General features: G+C 39.0%; 21 protein-coding genes and 1 riboswitch. Of the genes, 7 read left to right on the forward strand and 14 right to left on the reverse strand.

Annotation, left to right across the window (positions count from 1 at the left end):
• Positions 1 to 90 precede the first annotated feature (90 nt).
• On the forward strand, positions 91 to 612 hold the full coding sequence (fldB, locus tag H5120_RS07630) for a flavodoxin FldB (RefSeq protein WP_024605911.1): 522 nt from the start codon (positions 91 to 93) through the stop codon (positions 610 to 612).
• Between the two features lie 384 nt (positions 613 to 996).
• Here fldB and H5120_RS07635 read toward each other — a convergent pair whose 3' ends face one another.
• From H5120_RS07635 to H5120_RS07650, 4 genes are all read right to left on the reverse strand, one after another.
• Positions 997 to 1,464 (reverse strand): YHS domain-containing (seleno)protein, encoded by a 468-nt coding sequence (locus tag H5120_RS07635; RefSeq protein WP_182674017.1) that lies wholly within the window; start codon positions 1,462 to 1,464, stop codon positions 997 to 999.
• Positions 1,465 to 1,601: 137 nt separating this feature from the next.
• Positions 1,602 to 2,048 (reverse strand): DUF2147 domain-containing protein, encoded by a 447-nt coding sequence (locus H5120_RS07640; RefSeq protein ID WP_182674018.1) that lies wholly within the window; start codon positions 2,046 to 2,048, stop codon positions 1,602 to 1,604.
• Between the two features lie 155 nt (positions 2,049 to 2,203).
• Positions 2,204 to 3,913 (reverse strand): DUF4153 domain-containing protein, encoded by a 1,710-nt coding sequence (locus tag H5120_RS07645; protein ID WP_007583759.1) that lies wholly within the window; start codon positions 3,911 to 3,913, stop codon positions 2,204 to 2,206.
• Between the two features lie 60 nt (positions 3,914 to 3,973).
• Positions 3,974 to 4,672 carry a tRNA1(Val) (adenine(37)-N6)-methyltransferase gene (locus tag H5120_RS07650; protein WP_182674019.1) on the reverse strand — a complete coding sequence of 233 codons (699 nt, stop codon included), beginning with the start codon at positions 4,670 to 4,672 and terminating at the stop codon, positions 3,974 to 3,976.
• A gap of 75 nt (positions 4,673 to 4,747) precedes the next feature.
• Here H5120_RS07650 and srmB point away from each other — a divergent pair, with 75 nt between their 5' ends.
• Together srmB and H5120_RS07660 are read left to right on the forward strand one after the other, a co-directional pair.
• Positions 4,748 to 5,974 (forward strand): ATP-dependent RNA helicase SrmB, encoded by a 1,227-nt coding sequence (srmB, locus tag H5120_RS07655; RefSeq protein WP_002961405.1) that lies wholly within the window; start codon positions 4,748 to 4,750, stop codon positions 5,972 to 5,974.
• A 273-nt stretch (positions 5,975 to 6,247) separates the two neighbouring features.
• Positions 6,248 to 6,568 carry a BON domain-containing protein gene (locus H5120_RS07660; protein ID WP_002961403.1) on the forward strand — a complete coding sequence of 107 codons (321 nt, stop codon included), beginning with the start codon at positions 6,248 to 6,250 and terminating at the stop codon, positions 6,566 to 6,568.
• 575 nt (positions 6,569 to 7,143) lie between these two features.
• Here the strand turns inward: H5120_RS07660 and H5120_RS07665 are convergent.
• Positions 7,144 to 8,100 (reverse strand): mechanosensitive ion channel family protein, encoded by a 957-nt coding sequence (locus tag H5120_RS07665; protein WP_154903696.1) that lies wholly within the window; start codon positions 8,098 to 8,100, stop codon positions 7,144 to 7,146.
• A gap of 120 nt (positions 8,101 to 8,220) precedes the next feature.
• Positions 8,221 to 9,000 (reverse strand): peroxide stress protein YaaA, encoded by a 780-nt coding sequence (gene yaaA, locus H5120_RS07670; protein WP_039488339.1) that lies wholly within the window; start codon positions 8,998 to 9,000, stop codon positions 8,221 to 8,223.
• Positions 9,001 to 9,225: 225 nt separating this feature from the next.
• Between yaaA and tal the strand changes: the two genes are divergently transcribed.
• A complete protein-coding gene (tal, locus tag H5120_RS07675) occupies positions 9,226 to 10,176 on the forward strand; it encodes a transaldolase (protein ID WP_182674020.1) in 951 nt (316 codons plus the stop codon).
• 212 nt (positions 10,177 to 10,388) lie between these two features.
• Complete coding sequence (locus tag H5120_RS07680) at positions 10,389 to 10,577, forward strand: DUF3545 family protein (protein ID WP_002961395.1); 189 nt, start codon at positions 10,389 to 10,391, stop codon at positions 10,575 to 10,577.
• Between the two features lie 87 nt (positions 10,578 to 10,664).
• Here the strand turns inward: H5120_RS07680 and ung are convergent, their stop codons facing one another.
• From ung to H5120_RS07720, 8 genes are all read right to left on the reverse strand, one after another.
• Entirely contained in the window at positions 10,665 to 11,327 is a 663-nt protein-coding gene (ung, locus tag H5120_RS07685) for a uracil-DNA glycosylase (RefSeq protein ID WP_165743907.1), read from the reverse strand.
• Positions 11,324 to 12,184, reverse strand: coding sequence for a cobalamin-binding protein (locus H5120_RS07690; RefSeq protein WP_182674021.1), 861 nt, complete (start codon positions 12,182 to 12,184; stop codon positions 11,324 to 11,326). Before H5120_RS07690 ends, ung begins: the two co-directional genes overlap by 4 nt.
• A complete protein-coding gene (gene cobO / locus H5120_RS07695) occupies positions 12,184 to 12,783 on the reverse strand; it encodes a cob(I)yrinic acid a,c-diamide adenosyltransferase (protein ID WP_024604202.1) in 600 nt (199 codons plus the stop codon). Before cobO ends, H5120_RS07690 begins: the two co-directional genes overlap by 1 nt.
• Positions 12,776 to 14,260, reverse strand: coding sequence for a cobyric acid synthase (locus tag H5120_RS07700; protein ID WP_182674022.1), 1,485 nt, complete (start codon positions 14,258 to 14,260; stop codon positions 12,776 to 12,778). Before H5120_RS07700 ends, cobO begins: the two co-directional genes overlap by 8 nt.
• Before the next feature lie 4 nt (positions 14,261 to 14,264).
• Positions 14,265 to 15,269, reverse strand: a complete 1,005-nt coding sequence (locus H5120_RS07705; protein WP_182674023.1) for an iron ABC transporter permease — start codon at positions 15,267 to 15,269, stop codon at positions 14,265 to 14,267.
• Between the two features lies 1 nt (position 15,270).
• Complete coding sequence (locus H5120_RS07710) at positions 15,271 to 16,083, reverse strand: ABC transporter ATP-binding protein (RefSeq protein ID WP_182674024.1); 813 nt, start codon at positions 16,081 to 16,083, stop codon at positions 15,271 to 15,273.
• Between the two features lie 163 nt (positions 16,084 to 16,246).
• A riboswitch (cobalamin riboswitch) is annotated at positions 16,247 to 16,371 on the reverse strand.
• A gap of 70 nt (positions 16,372 to 16,441) precedes the next feature.
• Positions 16,442 to 17,374, reverse strand: a complete 933-nt coding sequence (locus H5120_RS07715; protein WP_002961381.1) for a porin — start codon at positions 17,372 to 17,374, stop codon at positions 16,442 to 16,444.
• 166 nt (positions 17,375 to 17,540) lie between these two features.
• A complete protein-coding gene (locus H5120_RS07720; RefSeq protein WP_024596245.1) occupies positions 17,541 to 18,413 on the reverse strand; it encodes a LysR family transcriptional regulator in 873 nt (290 codons plus the stop codon).
• Between the two features lie 91 nt (positions 18,414 to 18,504).
• Between H5120_RS07720 and H5120_RS07725 the strand changes: the two genes are divergently transcribed.
• Together H5120_RS07725 and H5120_RS07730 are read left to right on the forward strand one after the other, a co-directional pair.
• A complete protein-coding gene (locus H5120_RS07725) occupies positions 18,505 to 18,879 on the forward strand; it encodes a DUF413 domain-containing protein (RefSeq protein WP_024596244.1) in 375 nt (124 codons plus the stop codon).
• 86 nt (positions 18,880 to 18,965) lie between these two features.
• Positions 18,966 to 20,201, forward strand: a complete 1,236-nt coding sequence (locus tag H5120_RS07730) for a response regulator (RefSeq protein WP_154903702.1) — start codon at positions 18,966 to 18,968, stop codon at positions 20,199 to 20,201.
• Positions 20,202 to 20,207 lie beyond the last annotated feature (6 nt).

Genomic DNA, 20,207 nt, shown 5'->3' on the forward strand with positions numbered 1-20,207 from the left:
TGCTCTCATGCTTTGCTAAGGTATCAATTAAAAATACCTTACGGTAAACTTGAGCCTATCATATCAGGCAATTACACAGTGATAAATACGATGCAAATTGGTTTATTTTTTGGTTCTACTACGTGCTACACCGAAATGGCAGCAGAAAAGATTCGCGACATTATTGGTGCCGATATAGTTACCCTGCACAATATTAAAGACGAGCCACTAAAAAATGCAGAGCAGTACGACTTTATCATCTTTGGTATTTCAACATGGGATTTTGGTGAAATACAAGAAGACTGGGAGTCAAAGTGGGACGACATAGCCGACGTAAACCTAAACGGTAAAACCATTGCTTTATTTGGCATGGGCGATCAGCAAGGTTACGGGCAATGGTTTCAAGATGCCCTAGGCATGCTACACGATGAAATAAATACGCAAACATTTACTCAACTTGGTTTTTGGCCAAACGACAGTAGTTACGAGTTTGAAGCTTCAAAAGCATTAACGCCTGATGGTAAACAGTTTGTAGGACTCGCGCTCGACGAAGACAGTCAATACGAGCTAAGCGATGAGCGTATTGCAACATGGGTTGAACAGGTAATGACTGAATATAGCGAAACGCTTTAATTAATTAGCTAATAAGTAAAAAGCCCGCAACTAGTTTAGTTGCGGGCTTTTTAACTAGGGTCTGTTGATCTTTTAAGGTTAAATTTGCAGCAGTCTGTTTGGTATTTAGGCAAGGCAGAGGCTATGCAGTGTGGTTATTCCCCATAAATGGGCGATAACGTAGCATTAATGCCAAACAGGCGCTGCCCAAAGGGTTCTTCCTAGGGGCTACTTACTCTTTGTTGCCTACATGGATGTAGGTAAGGGGCGTGAGCAGGACGCGGAAGCTTTGCTCGGTTTTTACTTAGCCCACTAGGTTGCAAATCTCGCGCCGCGATTAAATAGCCCCTAGTTTGAACAAATTTTAATCCGCAAAGTTCAACAGACCCTAATAATATGAGTAATTTATTGAAACGTCATAACATTGGTCGTTTGTGGGTAATATCCATCAGCCATTACAATGTACGGCAATAAATTACTTAACCATTTTTGTTGTACGCTTTGGCTGTAATTTAAGTAAAGCTTACCTTCGTGAATATAAAATGCTTCTGGGTCTATTCCTACGGCATTACCCTCATCAGCCATTGCATAAGCGCACCAGCCTCCGTATTGCGGAGCATAACGCTTTGGGTTTTCTGCAAATGCCGTTTTATTTTCTTCACTCGAAAAATGCCAGTCGGCACCTAAATAACTAAACGTATATCTGCCGCTGCCTTTAACGGCTTTATTTTGCGTAAAATAAGCAACACTGTCGTACCCTTTAATAGCCGTGTTATTAAACCAACCCGTGTTTACCGCATCATCCTTTGCGTTTGCCCCACCGCTTATTAACAGTGTGCTAAGCATTATTAAAGCAACTATGTACTTAATCATATTTTACCCTTTTATTTACTCAAAATTTTATGCCAATTAAATATGGCAGGCTTAGTGAGTAAGAAAGGCAAAGCGCAAAAATGATTTCAGTTAATGCTTAATTATTTAACGTTTAGTAATTAAGTAAGTAGTTAAACTTACTCAACTCTTAGCCAATATTGGTTTCGGTAAAAAAAGCCAATGTAGCCGCGTACTTCGAGCTTTTTACCTTCCTCTTGCGGGGTTAGTTGTAAGGTATAAGTTTTGCCATTTGTTGGGTCGAGTATTTCGCCGTCTCCCCAGATGCCATCATCCTGTGCTTTTACGTCTTTAATAATAGTCATGCCAAGAATAGGTTGGTCTTTTAATTCATCATCGCACTCGGTACATATATCGTTTTGTTTTGCAGGGTTAAGAATGGTTTCAACTTTGCCGCTTAATATACCGTTGGTTTGGGTAATACGTACATACGACTTAGCTTGGTTTGTATCCTCGTCAATCGTTTTCCAAAGCCCTACAGGCGTAATAGCAGCAAACACACCTTGGCTTGCAAAAATGGTGGCTGCTAACGTGCTAAGTAATGCTATTTTATTTAACTTTTTCATTGTGTTGTCTTTAAATCAAGTGACTAATGACTTAATCATAACAGGTGATTTATAAACACACTACCAAAGCGCCCCACCTAAAATAACAACAAACCTAAACTAATAATCATTAGTTTAGGTTTAAGGATCTGTAGCATAAAAAACAAAGCAGCGTATTACCTTACTTTAAAAACAACATCCCCTATTTTTAGATTTGAATATTCAGGCTCAACTAAAGATAATTCGTTATTATCAATCATGCTTTTAAGGTATCTAATCTCTTCAGGATTTTCGACATTCATATACCTTGAGCGCCACTTACCCATGTCGAATAACCAGAAATATGCGGATATATTTTCATTACTTTCGTCAATCACTATAAAATCGAGTTCATCATCTTTGTTTAAATCCATGCCAATGAAATAGTAAGTATGTTCTTTTAAAGAGTTACGATCGTAAAAATGTTGTTCAGAAAATACTGCCTCTATTAAACCTTGAGGTATTAGCGCTTGTGATGGCCAAAATACACTGCGCTCAATAAAATCATCGACTGTGTGTTCAAGCGTTAAAGCAAACTCATTATTTACATACATCCTATCGATGATAGCGTATTGTTCTGGGTGACTCGTTTCAATTTTCTGTTTTAATAACTGCATAGCTAAATAACCTTGGCGACCTAAGCTGTGCTCAAAATAGTAATAGTCAAACTTTTCTATTGTTACTTTATCTGCATCTAAACGCGCTATTTGGCTGTTTGTAGATAAGCTTTGAAAATTTAATAAAGGGGAGTTAACAGCAAGCATACTAACGAGCACCACCCACCCCATCACAATATTTATTTTGCTAAGCGGCTCTAGCCAATTGTCTCGCTTTGTTATAATTCCAACAAGATAACTAAACGAAAAACACGCCAATAAAAACCAAATTAAAATGCCCCAACAACGATCTACTGTTAGCCCATGCTGCTCTACCCGTAAGTAAATTCCATAGGCAGAAATAACACTATAAACTGGAAGTAACGCAACGCTTATAAAAACGAGTCGGTGCAAGAGCATGTGATAAGGGCGAACTGATGAGTCATCTTTATAAACAGTGTTAACAAAAAACAACGTGAGCACCTGCAGCCACATTACTAATAAACTGCCACTTCCGGTCTCCCATAATTTATTGAGTCCGGTAAAAGGAAGTGTTGCTAAAAAACCGAGAGAAATAACTGATAAGACAGGCAATAAAAACTTAATTAAAGTTTGTAGTAAAAAAGCGATATTATCTTCAATGTTCAAAAGCTTTCTAAATATGACACTCGCAAAGGCAAATGCGAGGGTTAAGGTTGGGATCCAAAACCATTCATTTCTTAGTAGCTCAGAGAAAAATTCTATATCTAAAATATCAAATAAAGCCGCACCTAAATTTAGAATTCCCCAAAAAATAAGTACAAACAGCCAGCATTCTCCAAATATTATAAAATTACGCCAAGAGAGCTTAAATAAACGACTGTAACTAACATTTTCTGAGCTACCAAATTGTTGTATGTACATAAGGCCTTTAAAGCCAGCTATTAAACTAGTAAAAATAAAAACTGACATTAAAGTGTTATTACTTACGTACTCTTGAGGCTCTTGCTGAAAGCCAACATACGCCCCCAATAAAGATAACAACAAGGAAAAAGGAAGGATTAAAAGCAACGACGTTTTTATATTATTTTTATTAACGGTCATTAGCATTAATAAAGGAAAGCTCATAGAAAATGTAATAAGTGAGACTAACCATGTAGGGCTTGTTGCTGGCCACACATTATTTTCTATACTGCTATACAAAAGGGTAAGAGCAATAGCCTGTAATACGGCAAGTATAATTATAAAAGATTTTGGTAACTGACTATCCATATCTGTTCTCAACAATGGTTTTAGTCAGTTTGCGTTATTCGTTCCTATTTTACAATTGCTTCACATTTTCAAATAAAATGCTTTGCATAGGGCTATATAATCAGCGGTGTAAGTATTATCTAAGTTTCTAATACACAGGGTTGATGATTCTAAATCGCTTTTTACGTAGCTAAATGTCATTAAACTGCGGCTAATCTCTTTATTGGCCGTGGCTTTTACTTGGCAATGAGCATTTAAATAAAGCCCATTTTGAGTAGCAAGCTCAATAAATAATGCGCCTTCAACGCTTGGGAGTATTAAGCTAAAGCGGGAACCACTATGGCTTAAATGTTTAAACGCATTAATTAACTCTTCAAAACTTAGGCCGTCGGTATGGCGTGCGGTATTACGCGCAACATTATCGCCTTTTAAACTGTGATTAAAATACGGTGGATTAGAGATAACCACGTCAAATTTAACTTCACTACTAAAGCGTTGAATAGTTTGGTGCGTAATACTTATAGTTGGCCACGGGCTATTAGCTACATTTTGTAATGCTTGGGTATAGGCGCTTTCGTCAATTTCTACCGCAGTTATATCAAGCTCATTACTGCGCTGCTTACACATTAATGCTAGTAAGCCGGTGCCTGTGCCTATATCAAGTAATGACTTTGCATCGCTTAAATTAGCCCATGCGCCAAGCAAAATGCCATCGGTAGAAACTTTCATTGCACAGTGGTCGTGTTCAACTTTAAATTGTTTAAATACAAAACCAGACATTTTTTCACCTTTTCATTCACCAAGCGCAGCATAGCGCGTATAATCAGGGTAATTGTCCCTTATTTTAGACACTCTATGCAATTTTCTGAATTTGATCTTGATAACAAGCTACTCGATGCCATTAATAAAATGGGCTACGAGACGCCAACCAGCATTCAACAACAAGCTATTCCTGAAGCACTACAGGGGCGCGATATTTTAGCATCTGCGCCTACTGGTACAGGTAAAACAGCGGCATTTTTAATTCCGGCTATTCAGTACTTACTGGATTTCCCACGTCGTGATCCTGGTTTTGCGCGCGTCCTCGTTATGACCCCGACTCGTGAGTTGGCTTATCAAATTCATGAACAATGTGAACTGCTAGCTAAACGCACACACCTAAAAATTGGTGTAGTAACAGGCGGTATTAACTACGGCACGCATAAAGAAATTTTCGAAAAAAATAACGATATTTTAATCGCCACACCAGGTCGATTAATGGAATACCTAGAAACCGAAAACTTTCATGCTGAACACGTAGAAATGCTTATTATCGATGAAGCAGATCGCATGTTAGACATGGGTTTCAAAAAAGAAATGAGCCGTATTTGTGACGAAGCTAAAAATCGTCGCCAATGTTTTTTATTCTCAGCAACACTCGAAGGTGACAGCGTAGAAAGGTTTGCTGAAAAAACATTAAACGACCCTGCACTGCTTGAAGCTGAATCGTCACGTAAAGAAAAAGCTAAAATTCACCAGTGGGTACATTTAGCCGATGACTATCATCACAAACTAGAGCTTTTAGTAAATACCTTAAATGGTCCAGACGTGACTAAAGCAATTGTGTTTGTTAAAACCCGTGAGCGTTTAGAAACACTGATTGGCGAGCTAACCAATAATGGCGTTAAAGCAGCTTGGTTACGCGGCGAAATGCCACAAGACAAACGTATGAAAGCCATGGAAAACTTCCACAGTGGCAAAACACGTATCTTAATTGCTACCGACGTAGCTGCACGTGGTATTGACGTATCTGACATTAGCCACGTTATTAACTTTGATATGCCGCGCACTGCCGACGTATACGTACACCGTATTGGTCGTACTGGCCGTGCTGGTAAAAAAGGGATTGCAATATCATTAGTTGAAGCACACGACATTGGTATTTTGTATAAAGTAGAGCGCTACGTTGAACAAAAACTAAAACGCCGTGTAATTAAAGGTGTTGAGCCACAGCATAAAGAAGCTAAGCCGCCGGCTAAAAAGCGTAAAGATCCAGTAAAAATGAAAGCCAAGAAAAAGGCCAAGGTTAAAAAGAAAAAGTAACCTAACATATTTTTATTCTAAGCCGACTTTTGTCGGCTTTTTTAATGCAAGCCTTACAGGCTCTGGTGTTTGTACCTGTTACATATGTAACCCAAGCATGTAACTCATACTCATTTAAATGTAATTTTTGCCCACCTTAATTCCCACTTAATAAAATTACCTTATATTTCATAGCGTTAATATTGGCACCGAAATTGTAACTACAAAGATAACCTAGCCGATGGAATTTCCATTTTGTGGCTGCACTATTCACCGTAATGTAAGGATTAAGTTATGAACCGCTTCAAGTTAACTATCGCTTTAGTATCATTTTGTTGTTTATTTTTATTAGCTTGCGCTACAAAGGTAAGTGCAGCAACCAACATGGCCGTAGTAAGCAGTGTAGCCACTCAACCTAACCTACAACAAACTATCACCAACACCCTACGAACTAACCCTAACCTGGCGTTAAGTGATATTCGTGTGCAGGTAAAAAATGGTGAAGTAGATTTATACGGTGAAGCACAAACTGGTTTTCAGCGCGCACTAGCTCAAAAGTTTTTAGAAAATATAGATGGGGTTAAAATCATTCGTAACAAAATTAGCGTTATTTAATACGCACCACAAAACCTATTTGTATAACTAATTCATAAGCGCGGCTTGTTACTCCAACACAAGCTGCGCTTTTTTATATTCTTTTTAAGGCAAGTTTTACAGCTGTGAAAAAGATAAAATAAAGCCTAAGCAATACGATTATTCCTCACCCTAAAGCGATAGCTCACACTTATACTTAAGAAGATAGATTTAGAATTGATGCTAGCGTGTTTGTCTTCGCTCTTTTAACCCTTAAGTTAACCCAATTGATACTGAAAAAGCTTACACACATTCTTTAGCCGACCTAACTGGCTTAAAAAAGATGATTTATTTAGTTATTGAAATAGATGAGAGCGTTATTTCAGAGTGTGCGGCAAGGCAGTAAAAAAATCGTTGGGTAAACACTACTTTTACTTGTTAATACTCCCATGGCCAAACGCAACTAATCAGAATTGATATTCAATAAACACAAAACTAGGTATTTAAACTTTTAGCTAATAATCCGTTTATAAAAAAAGCGCATTTTTACTCTGTAAAAATGCGCTATTGGTAAGTAACTATTTCCCAATGCTTTTGCCTAATGAGTTTTAACTAAATTACTCACTTTGGCTAGAGTCAGCACCGTCGCTACTGTCTTTATTGGATGACTGCTGGCTTATTTTATCGCTTATCATGGCATCAAGTTTTTCACCCCCTTTAATGCCAAAGTCGAGCGTACGAATTGGGAAAGGAATACTAATATCAGCTTCGTCTAATGCTTGCTTAACGGCAACAACACCTTTGTGGCGTACCGTCATAAAGTCAGGCTCGCCTGGGTATTTAATCCAAAACCACACCAGTAAGTTAATACTGCTGTCGCCAAAACCTTCGGCGTATACGGCGGTTTCGTCTTTGCGTATTACAAAGTCAAATTCGTTAATTTTATCGACTATAACGTCTTTTGCTTTTTCTATGTCGTCACCGTACGAAATGCCCACTGGCACTTCTATGCGCCTAACACCTAAAGTGGTGTAATTTTTGAGTATATTTCTAAATAAGACTTTGTTTGGCACCAGTATTAATTGCCCGTAAAAGCTCTCTATTAGTGTGTTACGTAGGTTTATAGAATGTATTGAACCAAACACATCATCGGTTTCTATTACGTCACCTGTTTTAAATGGCTTACGTACACCCATTGCTATACCTGCAATTAGGTTTTCGGTCATGTCTTGAAACGCAAAACCAATGGCTAAACCCACAATACCCGCACCAGCAAGTAACGAAGTAACAGTGCCTTTTAAGCCAACAAAATCGAGCGCTATAAATAAACCTATGCACAACACAATAACTTTAAATATTGACGCCATTAAATCGGCAATTTGCGTTGAATCGAGAGAGCGGCGCAACACGTTTTTCATCAGCTTGCCAGCAAAGCGCGCCAATATTGAAAATACTATGGCAATTACAATTGCCACTATAAAATTAGGGATATGGCTGATAACAACATCAAACCACCCTCCGAGCTTTTCCTCTATTAGTTTTTCGGCTTCGCCAACTGACGGAATACTGATCATTTTGTTTGCACCTATTTAATTAATAATCTCATTAATATTAGATATAGTTGCAAATATAACGCCAGTATCAAAAAAGCCATGCAATGCATGGCTTTTCAATTGTTTATTTAAGCTTATGAGCTAATTTTGTTCGTCACGCATAAATACCGGCTCAAGCTCTTTAACTGTTGCCTCAGGGCTAAAGTAATAACCCGCCACAGTAAACTCTTTAAGCTGACTTAATTGCGTTACTTTATTTTCGATAATGTAGCGCGCCATCATGCCGCGTGCTTTTTTAGCGTAAAAGCTAATTACCTTGTATTGACCGTTTTTACAGTCTTTAAAGTGTGGGGTAATAATTTGTGCATTTAATGCTTTTTTATCTACCGCTTTAAAGTATTCGTTTGAAGCAAGGTTAACTAAGTATTGCGCGTCTTGTGCTTTTAATACTTCGTTTAGTTTGTTCGCTATTACGCTGCCCCAAAACTCGTATAAGTTTTTGCCACGCGAGTTTTCAAGCTTGGTGCCCATTTCAAGACGGTAAGCTTGCATTAAATCAAGTGGTTTTAATAAGCCGTATAAGCCAGAAAGGATACGTAAATGGTTTTGTGCGTAATCAAGCTCGCTAGCTTTAAGCGTACTTGCATCTAAACCGCCGTATACATCGCCATTAAAGGCAAGCACTGCTTGTTTAGCATTACTTTGTGTAAACGGCTGTGCCCACTCACTAAAGCGTGCTGCGTTAAGCCCAGATAGCTTGTCGCTAATTTTCATTAAACTGCCAATTTGCGCTGGTGTTAGTTCACGGCATACTTTCATGAGCTCTTCGCTGTGCTCTAGTAATTCAGGCTGAGTGAACTTGTCTGTTGCGGGTGGCGTTTCGTAATCAAGATTTTTTGCAGGTGAAATAACAGTGATCATAGTTAGCTATTGACTTGTAATTTATTTAGTGTCAATTTCAACATTAAATGAAACGAAAAGCACGTTTTGTTTAAATAAATCCTCTCTTAAGAACCCATGCATTACCGTTTTTTTATTGATCAGGACATAAGACCTATCAAGCATTGTCACACTGTTGCAGTATGGATTAGATATATTAAGAGTGATTAGATTTTTCTTTTAACTTGCTTGGAATGAGGAAAGCAAATGACTTCAGCTCTACAAAGGCTAAAACAACATTCATCTATCGTAGCCGACACTGGTGATATTGAAGCTATTAAAAAGCATCAACCAGAAGATGCAACTACAAACCCGTCGCTTTTATTAAAAGCGAGCGAGATTGAAGCATATAAGCCTTACCTAGATAAAGCTTGGAGCTACGCAAAAGAAACCGAGCAAGAGCCTGCTAAACAACTTGAACTAGCATGTGATTACTTTGCCGTATTACTAGGTAAAGAAATTAGCGCTATTGTACCTGGTTATATTTCTACTGAGGTAGATGCACGCCTTTCGTTTAATACGCAAGCTACGATTGATAAAGCACATACCCTACTTAGCCTTTACGAAAAAGAAGGTGTAAGCAAAGACAAAATTTTAATTAAAGTAGCGTCTACATGGGAAGGTATTAAAGCCGCTGAGCAACTAGAAAAAGAAGGGACTAAATGTAACCTTACTTTATTATTTAGCGATGCCCAAGCTCGCGCGTGTGCCGATGCAAACGTATTTCTAATTTCGCCATTTGTTGGCCGTATTTTAGATTGGCACGTTGCTAACGGTATGGAAAAACCAACCGATCCGCTACAAGATCCAGGTGTTCAGTCTGTACGCAGCATTTTTGAATTTTACAAACGCCATGACTACAAAACAGTTGTGATGGGTGCAAGTTTCCGTAATACAGGCGAAATTATTGCTCTTACTGGTTGCGACAAGCTAACTATTAGCCCTAATCTTTTAGAAGATTTAGGTAACCTTGAAGGCGCACAGGAATACTTGCTAGAAACAGATATTCTTAAAGAGCCAAAACCAGAGCCACTTACAGAAGCGCAGTTCCGTTGGTTACATAACCAAGATGCTATGGCTACTGAAAAACTAGCTGAAGGTATTCGCTCTTTTGCTGATGCACAAGAACAACTAGAGGCGCGCTTTAAAGCAATGTAATTTGCTATAATCGTGTTTTAAAAACGTCGCAATAGCGGCGTTTTTTTATGCCTAAAATAGGCTACTTCTCTATTTAACCTTCATATAATCTTCGTATAAACCTTCATCAATTAATCACACTTATGTAACATAACTGTCACTTTTTTATTCTATTTTAACTAGGCCTGTGGTATAGGTATTCTTGAGGTCAATAAAATCAATAGGAGAAGTTCATGGATAGCCTAAACGATATATTAGAGATATTAGAAGGACCAGATACAACAAGGAAAACCTCTCAGAAAAATAAAAAAAGAAAATGGCGTGAAATAGAAGCAATAAAAGACAAACAGCGCCTACGTAAAGAACTACAAGAACTAGACTACTTTACAGACAGTATTGCAATTGATGAGCTCGATTTTTAATGCAATACGCCCCAACTAAACAAAAAGGCTTCCAGAATCTGGAAGCCTTTTTTAATGGTGTAAACAATTTGAGTTCTTTGGAATAAATTAAATTTGCCAGTTAATTGGCTTATCTTTTTGGGCTTGCAATAACTCATTCGTTTGTGAGAAATGCTTACAACCAAAAAAGCCTCTATGCGCCGAAAGCGGCGATGGGTGCGGCCCTTTTAAAACATGATGGCGAGCGCTATCTATGCCTTTACCCTTTTTTTGTGCATGTGCACCCCATAAAATAAATACCACACCTTCGCAGTGCTTATTAATATGGGCAATTACATTATCGGTAAATTGCTCCCATCCTAAATGCTTATGTGAATGCGCTTGCCCTTGCTCAACGGTCAATACTGTATTGAGTAAAAACACGCCCTGATCTGCCCAGCTTTGCAGGTAACCATGCTCAGGAATAATAAACCCGCTAATATCGACAGCTAACTCTTTGTACATATTTTTAAGCGACGGTGGCAACTTTTTTACATCAGGCAATACCGAAAAACACAAGCCATGCGCTTGCCCTTCTCCGTGGTATGGATCTTGTCCTAAAATTACAACGCGGATGTCATTAAGTGCGGTGGCATCAAAAGCACTAAATACTTGAGCTTCAGGCGGGTAAACAGCAACACCTTCATTGCGGCGATTAGCCACATACTCTAACGTTTGCTGCATGTAAGTTTGTTGTAATTCACTTTCTAAAAATGTAGCCCAATTGCTCATTGTGTACTCTTAATCTGTTTACGTGATGCGTCTATTTTATCACACATATCCGCGAGTCCATCTAGCATGCGCGGGGTAAAACGATGTAATAAATCGGCATTTACGCTAATAAATTGATCATTTTTAACTGCTGGTACTTCTGGCCACTTTTGCCAATTAACAACCGGCTGTGGTGTTTTTGATTTTTCATCAGGGATAATAATAACTTGTGGCTTAGTAACAATGACATTTTCGATACTAATTTGCGGGTAATCTGTAACGCTCTGTGCAAATACATTGCTTACATGGCATGTTTCAATCAGTTGGCTTATCCATGTGTTTTTACCTACCGTCATCATGGGCTCAGCCCATAACTGATAAAATCCGGTAATATTTTTTTTATCTTGCTGGCTTTTAATAATCGCGTTTAGTTTTTGTGTAAATGCATTTGCCGCTTGCTGGCTTTGCTCAATATTCCCTGTAAATTCACCAAAAGTAAGTAACTCGTCGGCTACACCAGCGATTGTGGTGGGGTTACTCAAATACACTTTTATACCTAAACGCTCTATTTGGGCTAAATCTTCGCTTTGGTTTCCGCTTTTCCACGCAATTACTAAATCAGGTTTAAGCGCTAACACTTTTTCAAGTGAGATACCGTAATAACCCCCTATGCGCTCAATACTTTGGGCTTCACTTGGGTAGTCGGCGTAATCAACCGTGCCCACAATATTATCGCCCGCCCCTATGGCAAATAGGTTTTCGACTATATGCGGTGCAAGCGCGATTATTCGCAGTTTTTTAGAATCATTAGCCTGCTCTGCAAGTGCACTACCCGATACACAAAAAAGCAGCACCCCAATAAAAAACGCTTTAAACATTAGTAATCAAACCCTTCGAGCGCTTTTATGCCTGAGTCGAATGCGTGTTTTACATTACGCACTTCGCTTACCGTGTCGGCAAGGTCGGTTAAAGTACGATGTGCTGCACGCCCTGTGATAATAACTGACTGCATTGGCGGGCGGTTATTAAGGGCTGTTACTACTTCATCTAAATCAACATAGCCGTATGTCACCATATACGTAAGCTCATCGAGTAATACTAAATCAATACTGCTATCAGCAAGCATGCGTTTTGACTCTTGCCATGTTGCTTGGGCGGCTGCGGTATCGGCTTCTTTATTTTGTGTATCCCAGGTAAAACCGGTGTTCATTACAACAAACTCAACGCCTGCACTTTGTAATAAATTACGCTCGCCACACTCCCACGTACCTTTAATATATTGGCAAACAGCTGCTTTTTTACCATGTCCAACGCAGCGTGCTACAACGCCAAAGCCTGAGGTTGATTTACCTTTACCGTTACCTGTAATTACCTGAAAAATACCTTTTACATCTTGTGCGGCAGCAACACGTGCATCCACTTGTTCTTTTACTTTTTGTTGACGCTGCTTATGCTTATCGTTGTTTTGTTCAGTCATTATTGTGCCCTTCATAAATCGAGATAATTTGCTGTATGTTTAAATGCGTTTCGCACATGGTTGCTAACCGTTCTAACTGCTGCTCGCGATGAGTGGCAATACTAATTGGGTTAATTGAGGCGCTTGGTTTTACCCATTTTAAAATTTGCGATGTAGCATCGGCTTCATCAAATAAGCCATGTAAATAAGTGCCCGCAATGGCGTTATCATCGCTAATAAAGCCATCAAACGTAAAGCCATGTGGGTGGCTTTCATCAAAGGTTAAAAATGGCTTATTAAGCGCTGCACCTTGGCTAATTCCTGCATGTATTTCGTAACCACTACAGAGTGTAGATTGGTTATTTAAAAGCAGTGTAGCGGTTATTTTAGTTAATACTTTTTGTGTTGTTAGCGTGGTTTCAAAATCGCACAGGGCAAGTCCATTTACTTGCTTTAATGATGACTCAATACCCTCGGGATCGTTGAGCGTATTGCCCAGCATTTGCATGCCGCCACAAATACCAAGTACTTTGCCACCATAGCGTAAGTGGCGCTTAATTTGAGTGTCCCAGCCTTCATTTTTCAAAAAATTTAAATCACCCAGCACATTTTTACTGCCTGGGAGAATTATCAGATCAACGTCTGGGATCGTTTGCGTATGGCGCACGTAATTTATATTAATGTTTGGGTGCAAACGCAGTGCATCAAAATCGGTGTGGTTACTAATGTGTGGTACAAGCAGCACTGCAATATTAATTGTGGCGTTGGTAACGTTATTATCAATTGCGACGGCGTCTTCAGCATCAAGCGCAAGGTCGTGTAAATAAGGTAATACGCCAACTACGGGTTTGTTTGTGTATTCTTCAAGCCAATCTAGCCCGCCTTGCAGCAAACCTATATCGCCTCTAAAGCGGTTTATAACAAAACCCTTTACGCGCGCTTGTTCTGACTCGCTTAACAACGCAAGCGTACCTACCAAGTGTGCAAATACGCCGCCTTTATCAATATCAGCAATTATAATTACTGGGCAATCTACCACTTCGGCGTAGCCCATGTTAGCAATATCGTTTTCACGCAGATTTATTTCAGCAGGGCTCCCAGCCCCTTCAACAAGGAGTAATTCAAAGCGTTTAGCTAAGCGGTTATGTGAAGTAATTACTGCATCCATCGCCACTTTTTTATAGTCGTGATATTTGCCCGCTTCCATATTACTAACGGCTTTTCCGTGAATAATTACTTGTGCGCCCGTGTCGCTATTAGGCTTAAGTAATATAGGGTTAAAGTCTATTTCTGGCTCTACTTTAGCTGCTATTGCTTGCAAAGCTTGCGCACGACCAATTTCGCCGCCATCTTTTGTTACTGCGCTATTAAGTGCCATATTTTGCGGTTTAAAAGGCGCAACCTTTACCCCTCGCTTAGCAAACACCCTGCAAAGGGCAGCAACTAAAGTGCTTTTACCAGCATCTGATGTAGTGCCTTGCACCATTAAGGTTTTCATGGAATTACACCCTTCGCTTTCTAAAAAACAATAAACTTAGAAAGAACACGCTACCAATAGCTGCAGTAATAACACCTACGGGCAGTTCTTGGTTTTTCAGCAAAGAGCGCGAAAGTACATCAACCCACACCATAAATGTACCGCCCACCAAGCTGGTTACCAGTAAGCCAGCGATGGTGCCTTGGGATATAAAAAAGCGCACAATATGCGGCACCATTAATCCGACAAACCCAATACCACCACACATAGCCACCAGCACAGCGGTAATTAATGAGCTTAAAACCAGCATAAGTATTCTAAAGCGCTGAACCCTCACACCTAATGTAATTGCGCTTTCATCGCCCAGTAACATAGCATTTAGCTGCCTTCTAAAGCTCAGCATTACAAACGTACACAATGTAATTACCAATAAAGGCAACCAAAGCGTAGCCCACTGCGCACGCGAAAAGCTGCCCAGTGTCCAAAATAAAATAGCGGCTACCGCCTGAGGGTCGCTCCAATAAAGCAACAAGCTGGTAAATGCACTAAATAAAAACGACAGAGCAACACCAGCTAATAACATTGATTCTACCTGTGCACTTTGCTGCCTACCTGCAATAAGTATTAATAAACTCATAGCGAGTAAGCTGCCCAGCAGTGCTGCTGCCGATAGCATAAAGCCTGCGCTAATGCCTGCTAGCGCCATAAGTAACACCACGCCAAATGAGGCACCCGACGATATACCAAATAAGTAAGGATCGGCTAAAGGGTTGCGCGTTACCGTTTGTAAAATAAGCCCTGCAATTGCTAAGCCAGAGCCTGCTAAAAAGGCGAGTAATGTGCGTGGCATTCTTAGCTCGTAAATAATACGCGTATTAAAAGACGCATCATTTGAGAGTAAAAAGCTATTAAGTACGTCTTGAAGTGAAGTCTCTGCTGCGCCAAAACTAAGTGCTGCAAATAAGCTAAATAAAGCCGCTGCAGCACTTATGAATAGCGCAAGTGAGTGGCGATTATTAACTGTGCTCATATTATTTGTAACCATAAAAGTAAGTGATATGAGGGATGCTATTTCCCGACTTCGATATTTGCGGGTGGTCATTTACTTGGGCGCAGACACCAAAAACGTCGCCTAACATGTTTTCGGTTAATACCTCACTTGGCGTACCTGTATGTGTAATTTCACCGTTTTTAATAACCACTAGTTCATCGCACATTGCCGAGGCTAAGTTTAAATCGTGAAACGATGCAAACACCGTCACACCCAACGATTTAGCAAGCTCCATTACCTGTATTTGGTATTTAACATCTAAATGGCTAGTTGGTTCGTCCATTATTAACAACTGAGGTTGCTGGACTATGGCGCGGGCTATCAAGGCACGTTGTTTTTCACCGCCCGAAAGTGATTCAAAGCTTTGCTCACTATGATCTGCCAACCCTACAGTGTTGATAGCTTGGGTGATTTTTTGTTTATCAATGTTAGTTACTGAGCTAAATAACGATTTATGAGGCGTTAGCCCAAGCGCAATAACATCAAATACGCTTAAGTTAAATTGCGAAGGTGTTTCTTGAAGTACCACAGCAACTTGCTTTGCATAATCTTCACTTTTAAGTTGCCAAATATCGTGATTATTAAAAGTAATCTGCCCTGATGTTGGCCGGTTAAAACGGTATAAACAACGCAGCAAACTCGACTTACCCGCCCCATTTGGGCCAATTAAACCAACAAATTTACCTGGCGATATTTGCAAATTAATATCATTTAAAATGCTTTTATTGGCAATCCCCCACGAAACATTTTTAACGTTAAGTAAAGGCGTGTTTAGCGCTGATTTAGTGTGCAACAGTGAGTCCTTGGTAGGCGTGAACTCACTAACAATACAGCTAACAATAACTAGTGTATTAATAAAAAATGAGTAAACCCGCTCGTTAAAAAATTATACCAATCTATTTAGATATAGAACCTATTCAGCGATAAATTTAATTCGTTAAATTGTTCAAATATTTATGCTGATTGGTATTGCTCATTTGTATCTGACTTAAAGCGTTGTACTAATTACAGTTACGGGAATAGTTGAGGACTCGCACCTCATTCCAAATGAAGCTCTATTATGGGCGGCTAAGTAAATAATTTAAAGCAAAAAAACCGCACTCAAAAGAGCGCGGTTAAAAAGGGAGTGTTTAAACTAATTTAGCGAATAGTTAAAACTTGTATTCCATACCTAAGCCTACGTAGTCTTGGTCAACGTTGTTGTCCATATCGAAGCTTGAGTAAAAGCCAAATACTTTAATGTTTTTATTTAATTTGTGATCAAGACCAACTGATATTGCTGACTTATCGTCGCTGTCGTCAAAATCCATGTCTTGGTATTGCACTTTAAATGTGTTGTTACCCATACTGTAAGCTGCATTTAATAGGTAACCATCCGCTTCTGCGCTGCCGTCAACTTTTTCTTGTGTTTGGTACATTGCACCTAACTTAAAGTTTTCAACTTTACCTTGGATTGACGCGCGTACTACATCGTAGCCATTTACTTCACTATCGGCTGCGATAGAGGCATATACTGCGCTCTTTTTAAGTGCCACGTCGCCGTAAGTAACCGCCATTGAGTAACCGTTATCAGCGTCTACATCATCTTCAGCTACAAAAGTAGCAAGTACTTTAAAACCTTCGTATGAGTTTGATGAATAACTAACAGTATTCCCTAAACGGTTTTCACCTTTAAATACATTTTTAATATCGCCTTCAAGGTCGTTAAACAAGTCTAACTTACCTTGAGATTGTTTAAGCGCAGTATCGTTACGACCAATAACCACTTGGCCAAACGCACCTTTTAAACCAACGTATTGGTTACGCGCAGAAATATTGTCGTCGTTATCGCCTTTTGAATCAGCATCAGACACATCAACTTGAAACTCAAACTTATATACCGCTTCTAAACTATCATTTATTTTTTCAGAACCTTTAACACCAAGACGAGATGCATTACTTTTTATCTCAGTAAAAGATCCTTCGCCGTCATCAGATGATTGCACTGTTACATTTGCTTTACCGTAAATGTCTACATCGGCAAGTGCATTAAAAGATAAACCACTTAATAGTGCTAAGCATAAGCTCGATTTTACAAATTTCATGTTATTTCCTTGGATAATCACAAAAGACTAATTTTTAAAACTGCTGCATTTTGTCACCGCTAAATGACAGTAATATTACAATGGAAATATTAATGTCTTTTTTTATTAATAAAAATGCATTAAATTTGAAATCAAAATAACATGAAAGCCAAATAAACGGCCGAACTTACTTACTTTTCTTTAATGACAAGCTTGGGGTCATTTGCGATAGTAAATTAACTAAGGTTTCTATTAACTCTTTTTGCTCGTTGTCTCTGTGATACGCTATAAACACGTCTCGCGAGGTATTTTCTACATCTTTAACATGAAACAGTTCACCTTTTTCTAAATGCCCTTCTACCAATACTTGAGGTATAAATGCACTGCCGCCACATTGCAGTATTAAATCAAGTGCAATACGTCCTGTGCTGGTTCTAAAATAAGGCGGTGTTTTACCGGTAAACTGACGCGCATGCCAAAGTGAGAAAGTAGTTCCCCAATCAACATATACATACTGATTATCAAAAAAGTTTTCGTTCGTTGCAGTGTCGTATCCGCTTACGGGAATGATTGGCAACTCACAGATTCGCTCTACCACTAGCTCGTCTACTTTTGGTGGATCAAACAATATTGCCAAATCAAGCGTGCGTTCTAATAACAGCCGAGTGCTTTCTTGTTGTGCTTTAACTTCTGCGACTAATGACACGCCCGGCATCGCTGATACAATATTTGTTATACCAAACTGTAAAAAAGCATCCCAAATATTGGGCGTTCCTGCTAAGCTAATTTGCTTATGCATATTATCGGCAAGCGCAACATCCACTTTGGCGCGTTGCATGCCCGTAATAATCATTTGTGCATGGGGTAATAAACGCTCGCCAGGTGCTGTAAGTTGAATGTTATTACGCTGGCGAATAAACAAATTAACACCAAGTCCTTGCTCTAATTGGCGAATTCTAAAGCTCACTGCAGACTGCGTAATATAAAGATTTTCGGCCGCTTTACCAAAGTGACGCGTACGCACTACCTCAACGAATGTTTTTAATAAATCGATATCCAATTTTTTATCCTCACGATAAAAATAATTTGTTTAATAAATTGCCAAACTTGCATCATACTCCAGCTAATTACTAAGGTATGAGGATAAAGCTATGAGCAATAACATTTCATTACTACGCCAAGCATTTGTTAGCCAACGTCAATTTTATGATGATCAAAACTTTCCACGAGGCTTTAGCCGCAGCGGAAACTTCACCTTATTAGAAGCCAGCATACTTGAACAACACGGAGTTGTTTTAAAAGGCTTATACAGTAAAACAATTGAGCCGCAAAACGAACACCAAGAACAGTTTGTAGCAGTCGTAACTGGCTCACAAGAACCTACCAACCCAATCGAACGAGCTTGGGTAAAATACTTAAAACTAACGACCTGCAAAACTAAGTTTCATACTTTATTTGGCCGTTCAAAAATGTCGAGCCCGGCGCCGATTAGCCAAGAGTATTATTCAGAAGCGGATAATCTGTAAGTATTTAAGTTATTTGCTTTTTTGCGTTTTAACAGTTACAACTTGTATAAGCAAATATTTTTGCAAAATATATATAGGGTTGTTCCGTGACGCGAAAAATACTAATAGTTGAAGATACACCTGCCATGGCGCGAGTGCAAAAGCACATCGCGCTTAAGGCTGGTTATGAAGTTGATATAGCTGAGTCATTAGCGCAAACAAAAGAGCTTATAAGTAAAAATAGCTATTTTTGCGCTGTAGTTGACTTCATATTACCTGATGCCCCATTAGGTGAGGCAATACCTTGTACTATTAATGCAGACATTCCAACTATTGTAATGACGGGCAATATTGATAAAAAAACTCGCGACACTGTAGAAAAATACCCAATCATCGATTACATCATTAAAGAAAATAAACAAGCTTATCAGTACCTCGAAAAACAGTTACAGCGCCTGCCTCGCAACGAAAATGTAAAAGTACTCGTTGTTGACGACTCTAAATCGACCCGACGATACATTTGTAGTTTATTAGTGCGCCATAAATATCAAATTATTGAAGCGCAAGACGGACAAGAAGCGTTAAACCTACTTGAAGCTTCACCTGATATCTCAGTTATTATTACTGATAATGAAATGCCCAATATGAATGGCGATGAACTATGTAGCGAGATTCGCCGCTTATATAGCAATGATGAAAAAGCTATTATTGGTATTTCGGGTTCTGACTCTGTAGGGCTTTCTAGTTTATTTTTAAAAAATGGCGCAAACGATTATTTGCACAAACCTTTTAATAGCGAAGAGTTTTACTGCAGGCTTAGTCAAAACGTCGATATGTTAGACCTTATAGCCACCATAAGGCGACAAGCCAACACGGATTATTTAACTAATTTACCAAATCGTCGTTACTTTTTTGAAGAAGCTGAAAAATCATTAAAGCAAATAAAACATACTAAAGGTGACGGTGCTTTAGCTATGCTTGATATTGATCACTTTAAATCAATTAACGATACATACGGACACGATGTTGGCGACGAAGTATTAAAAGGGCTCTCTATTTGCTTCAGTAAATACTTTAAAAAGCACTTAGTAGCGCGCTTAGGTGGTGAAGAGTTTGCAGTTTATTTTATAGATGCAGATAAACAAGAAGCCCTTAAACGCCTTGAAGGCTTTAGGTATTTTATAGAAATGAATAGCCAAGAGTTTAGTAAAGCTAAAATAAAATTCACCATTTCTATTGGCTTTGCAAACGGGCCTGTTTATCAAATTGATGAACTTTTAAAACAGGCCGACTTAAAGCTTTACGACGCTAAAGAATCTGGTCGTAATAAAATAGTTAGTTAACCATTT

Origin of the sequence: Pseudoalteromonas sp. SR43-2, assembly GCF_014163885.1 — a bacterium.
GTDB lineage: Bacteria > Pseudomonadota > Gammaproteobacteria > Enterobacterales > Alteromonadaceae > Pseudoalteromonas > Pseudoalteromonas distincta.

Bases quoted from the DNA above. Each gene is read 5' to 3' on its own strand.
- cobO (WP_024604202.1), bottom strand. From the start codon at position 12,783: ATGACTGAACAAAACAACGATAAGCATAAGCAGCGTCAACAAAAAGTA.
- ung (WP_165743907.1), bottom strand. From the start codon at position 11,327: ATGAGCAATTGGGCTACATTTTTAGAAAGTGAATTACAACAAACTTAC.
- fldB (WP_024605911.1), top strand. From the start codon at position 91: ATGCAAATTGGTTTATTTTTTGGTTCTACTACGTGCTACACCGAAATG.
- H5120_RS07680 (WP_002961395.1), top strand. From the start codon at position 10,389: ATGGATAGCCTAAACGATATATTAGAGATATTAGAAGGACCAGATACA.
- H5120_RS07715 (WP_002961381.1), bottom strand. From the start codon at position 17,374: ATGAAATTTGTAAAATCGAGCTTATGCTTAGCACTATTAAGTGGTTTA.
- H5120_RS07645 (WP_007583759.1), bottom strand. From the start codon at position 3,913: ATGGATAGTCAGTTACCAAAATCTTTTATAATTATACTTGCCGTATTA.
- H5120_RS07650 (WP_182674019.1), bottom strand. From the start codon at position 4,672: ATGTCTGGTTTTGTATTTAAACAATTTAAAGTTGAACACGACCACTGT.
- H5120_RS07690 (WP_182674021.1), bottom strand. From the start codon at position 12,184: ATGTTTAAAGCGTTTTTTATTGGGGTGCTGCTTTTTTGTGTATCGGGT.
- H5120_RS07665 (WP_154903696.1), bottom strand. From the start codon at position 8,100: ATGATCAGTATTCCGTCAGTTGGCGAAGCCGAAAAACTAATAGAGGAA.
- tal (WP_182674020.1), top strand. From the start codon at position 9,226: ATGACTTCAGCTCTACAAAGGCTAAAACAACATTCATCTATCGTAGCC.
- H5120_RS07635 (WP_182674017.1), bottom strand. From the start codon at position 1,464: ATGATTAAGTACATAGTTGCTTTAATAATGCTTAGCACACTGTTAATA.
- H5120_RS07660 (WP_002961403.1), top strand. From the start codon at position 6,248: ATGAACCGCTTCAAGTTAACTATCGCTTTAGTATCATTTTGTTGTTTA.
- H5120_RS07725 (WP_024596244.1), top strand. From the start codon at position 18,505: ATGAGCAATAACATTTCATTACTACGCCAAGCATTTGTTAGCCAACGT.
- srmB (WP_002961405.1), top strand. From the start codon at position 4,748: ATGCAATTTTCTGAATTTGATCTTGATAACAAGCTACTCGATGCCATT.
- H5120_RS07700 (WP_182674022.1), bottom strand. From the start codon at position 14,260: ATGAAAACCTTAATGGTGCAAGGCACTACATCAGATGCTGGTAAAAGC.
- H5120_RS07705 (WP_182674023.1), bottom strand. From the start codon at position 15,269: ATGAGCACAGTTAATAATCGCCACTCACTTGCGCTATTCATAAGTGCT.
- yaaA (WP_039488339.1), bottom strand. From the start codon at position 9,000: ATGATCACTGTTATTTCACCTGCAAAAAATCTTGATTACGAAACGCCA.
- H5120_RS07640 (WP_182674018.1), bottom strand. From the start codon at position 2,048: ATGAAAAAGTTAAATAAAATAGCATTACTTAGCACGTTAGCAGCCACC.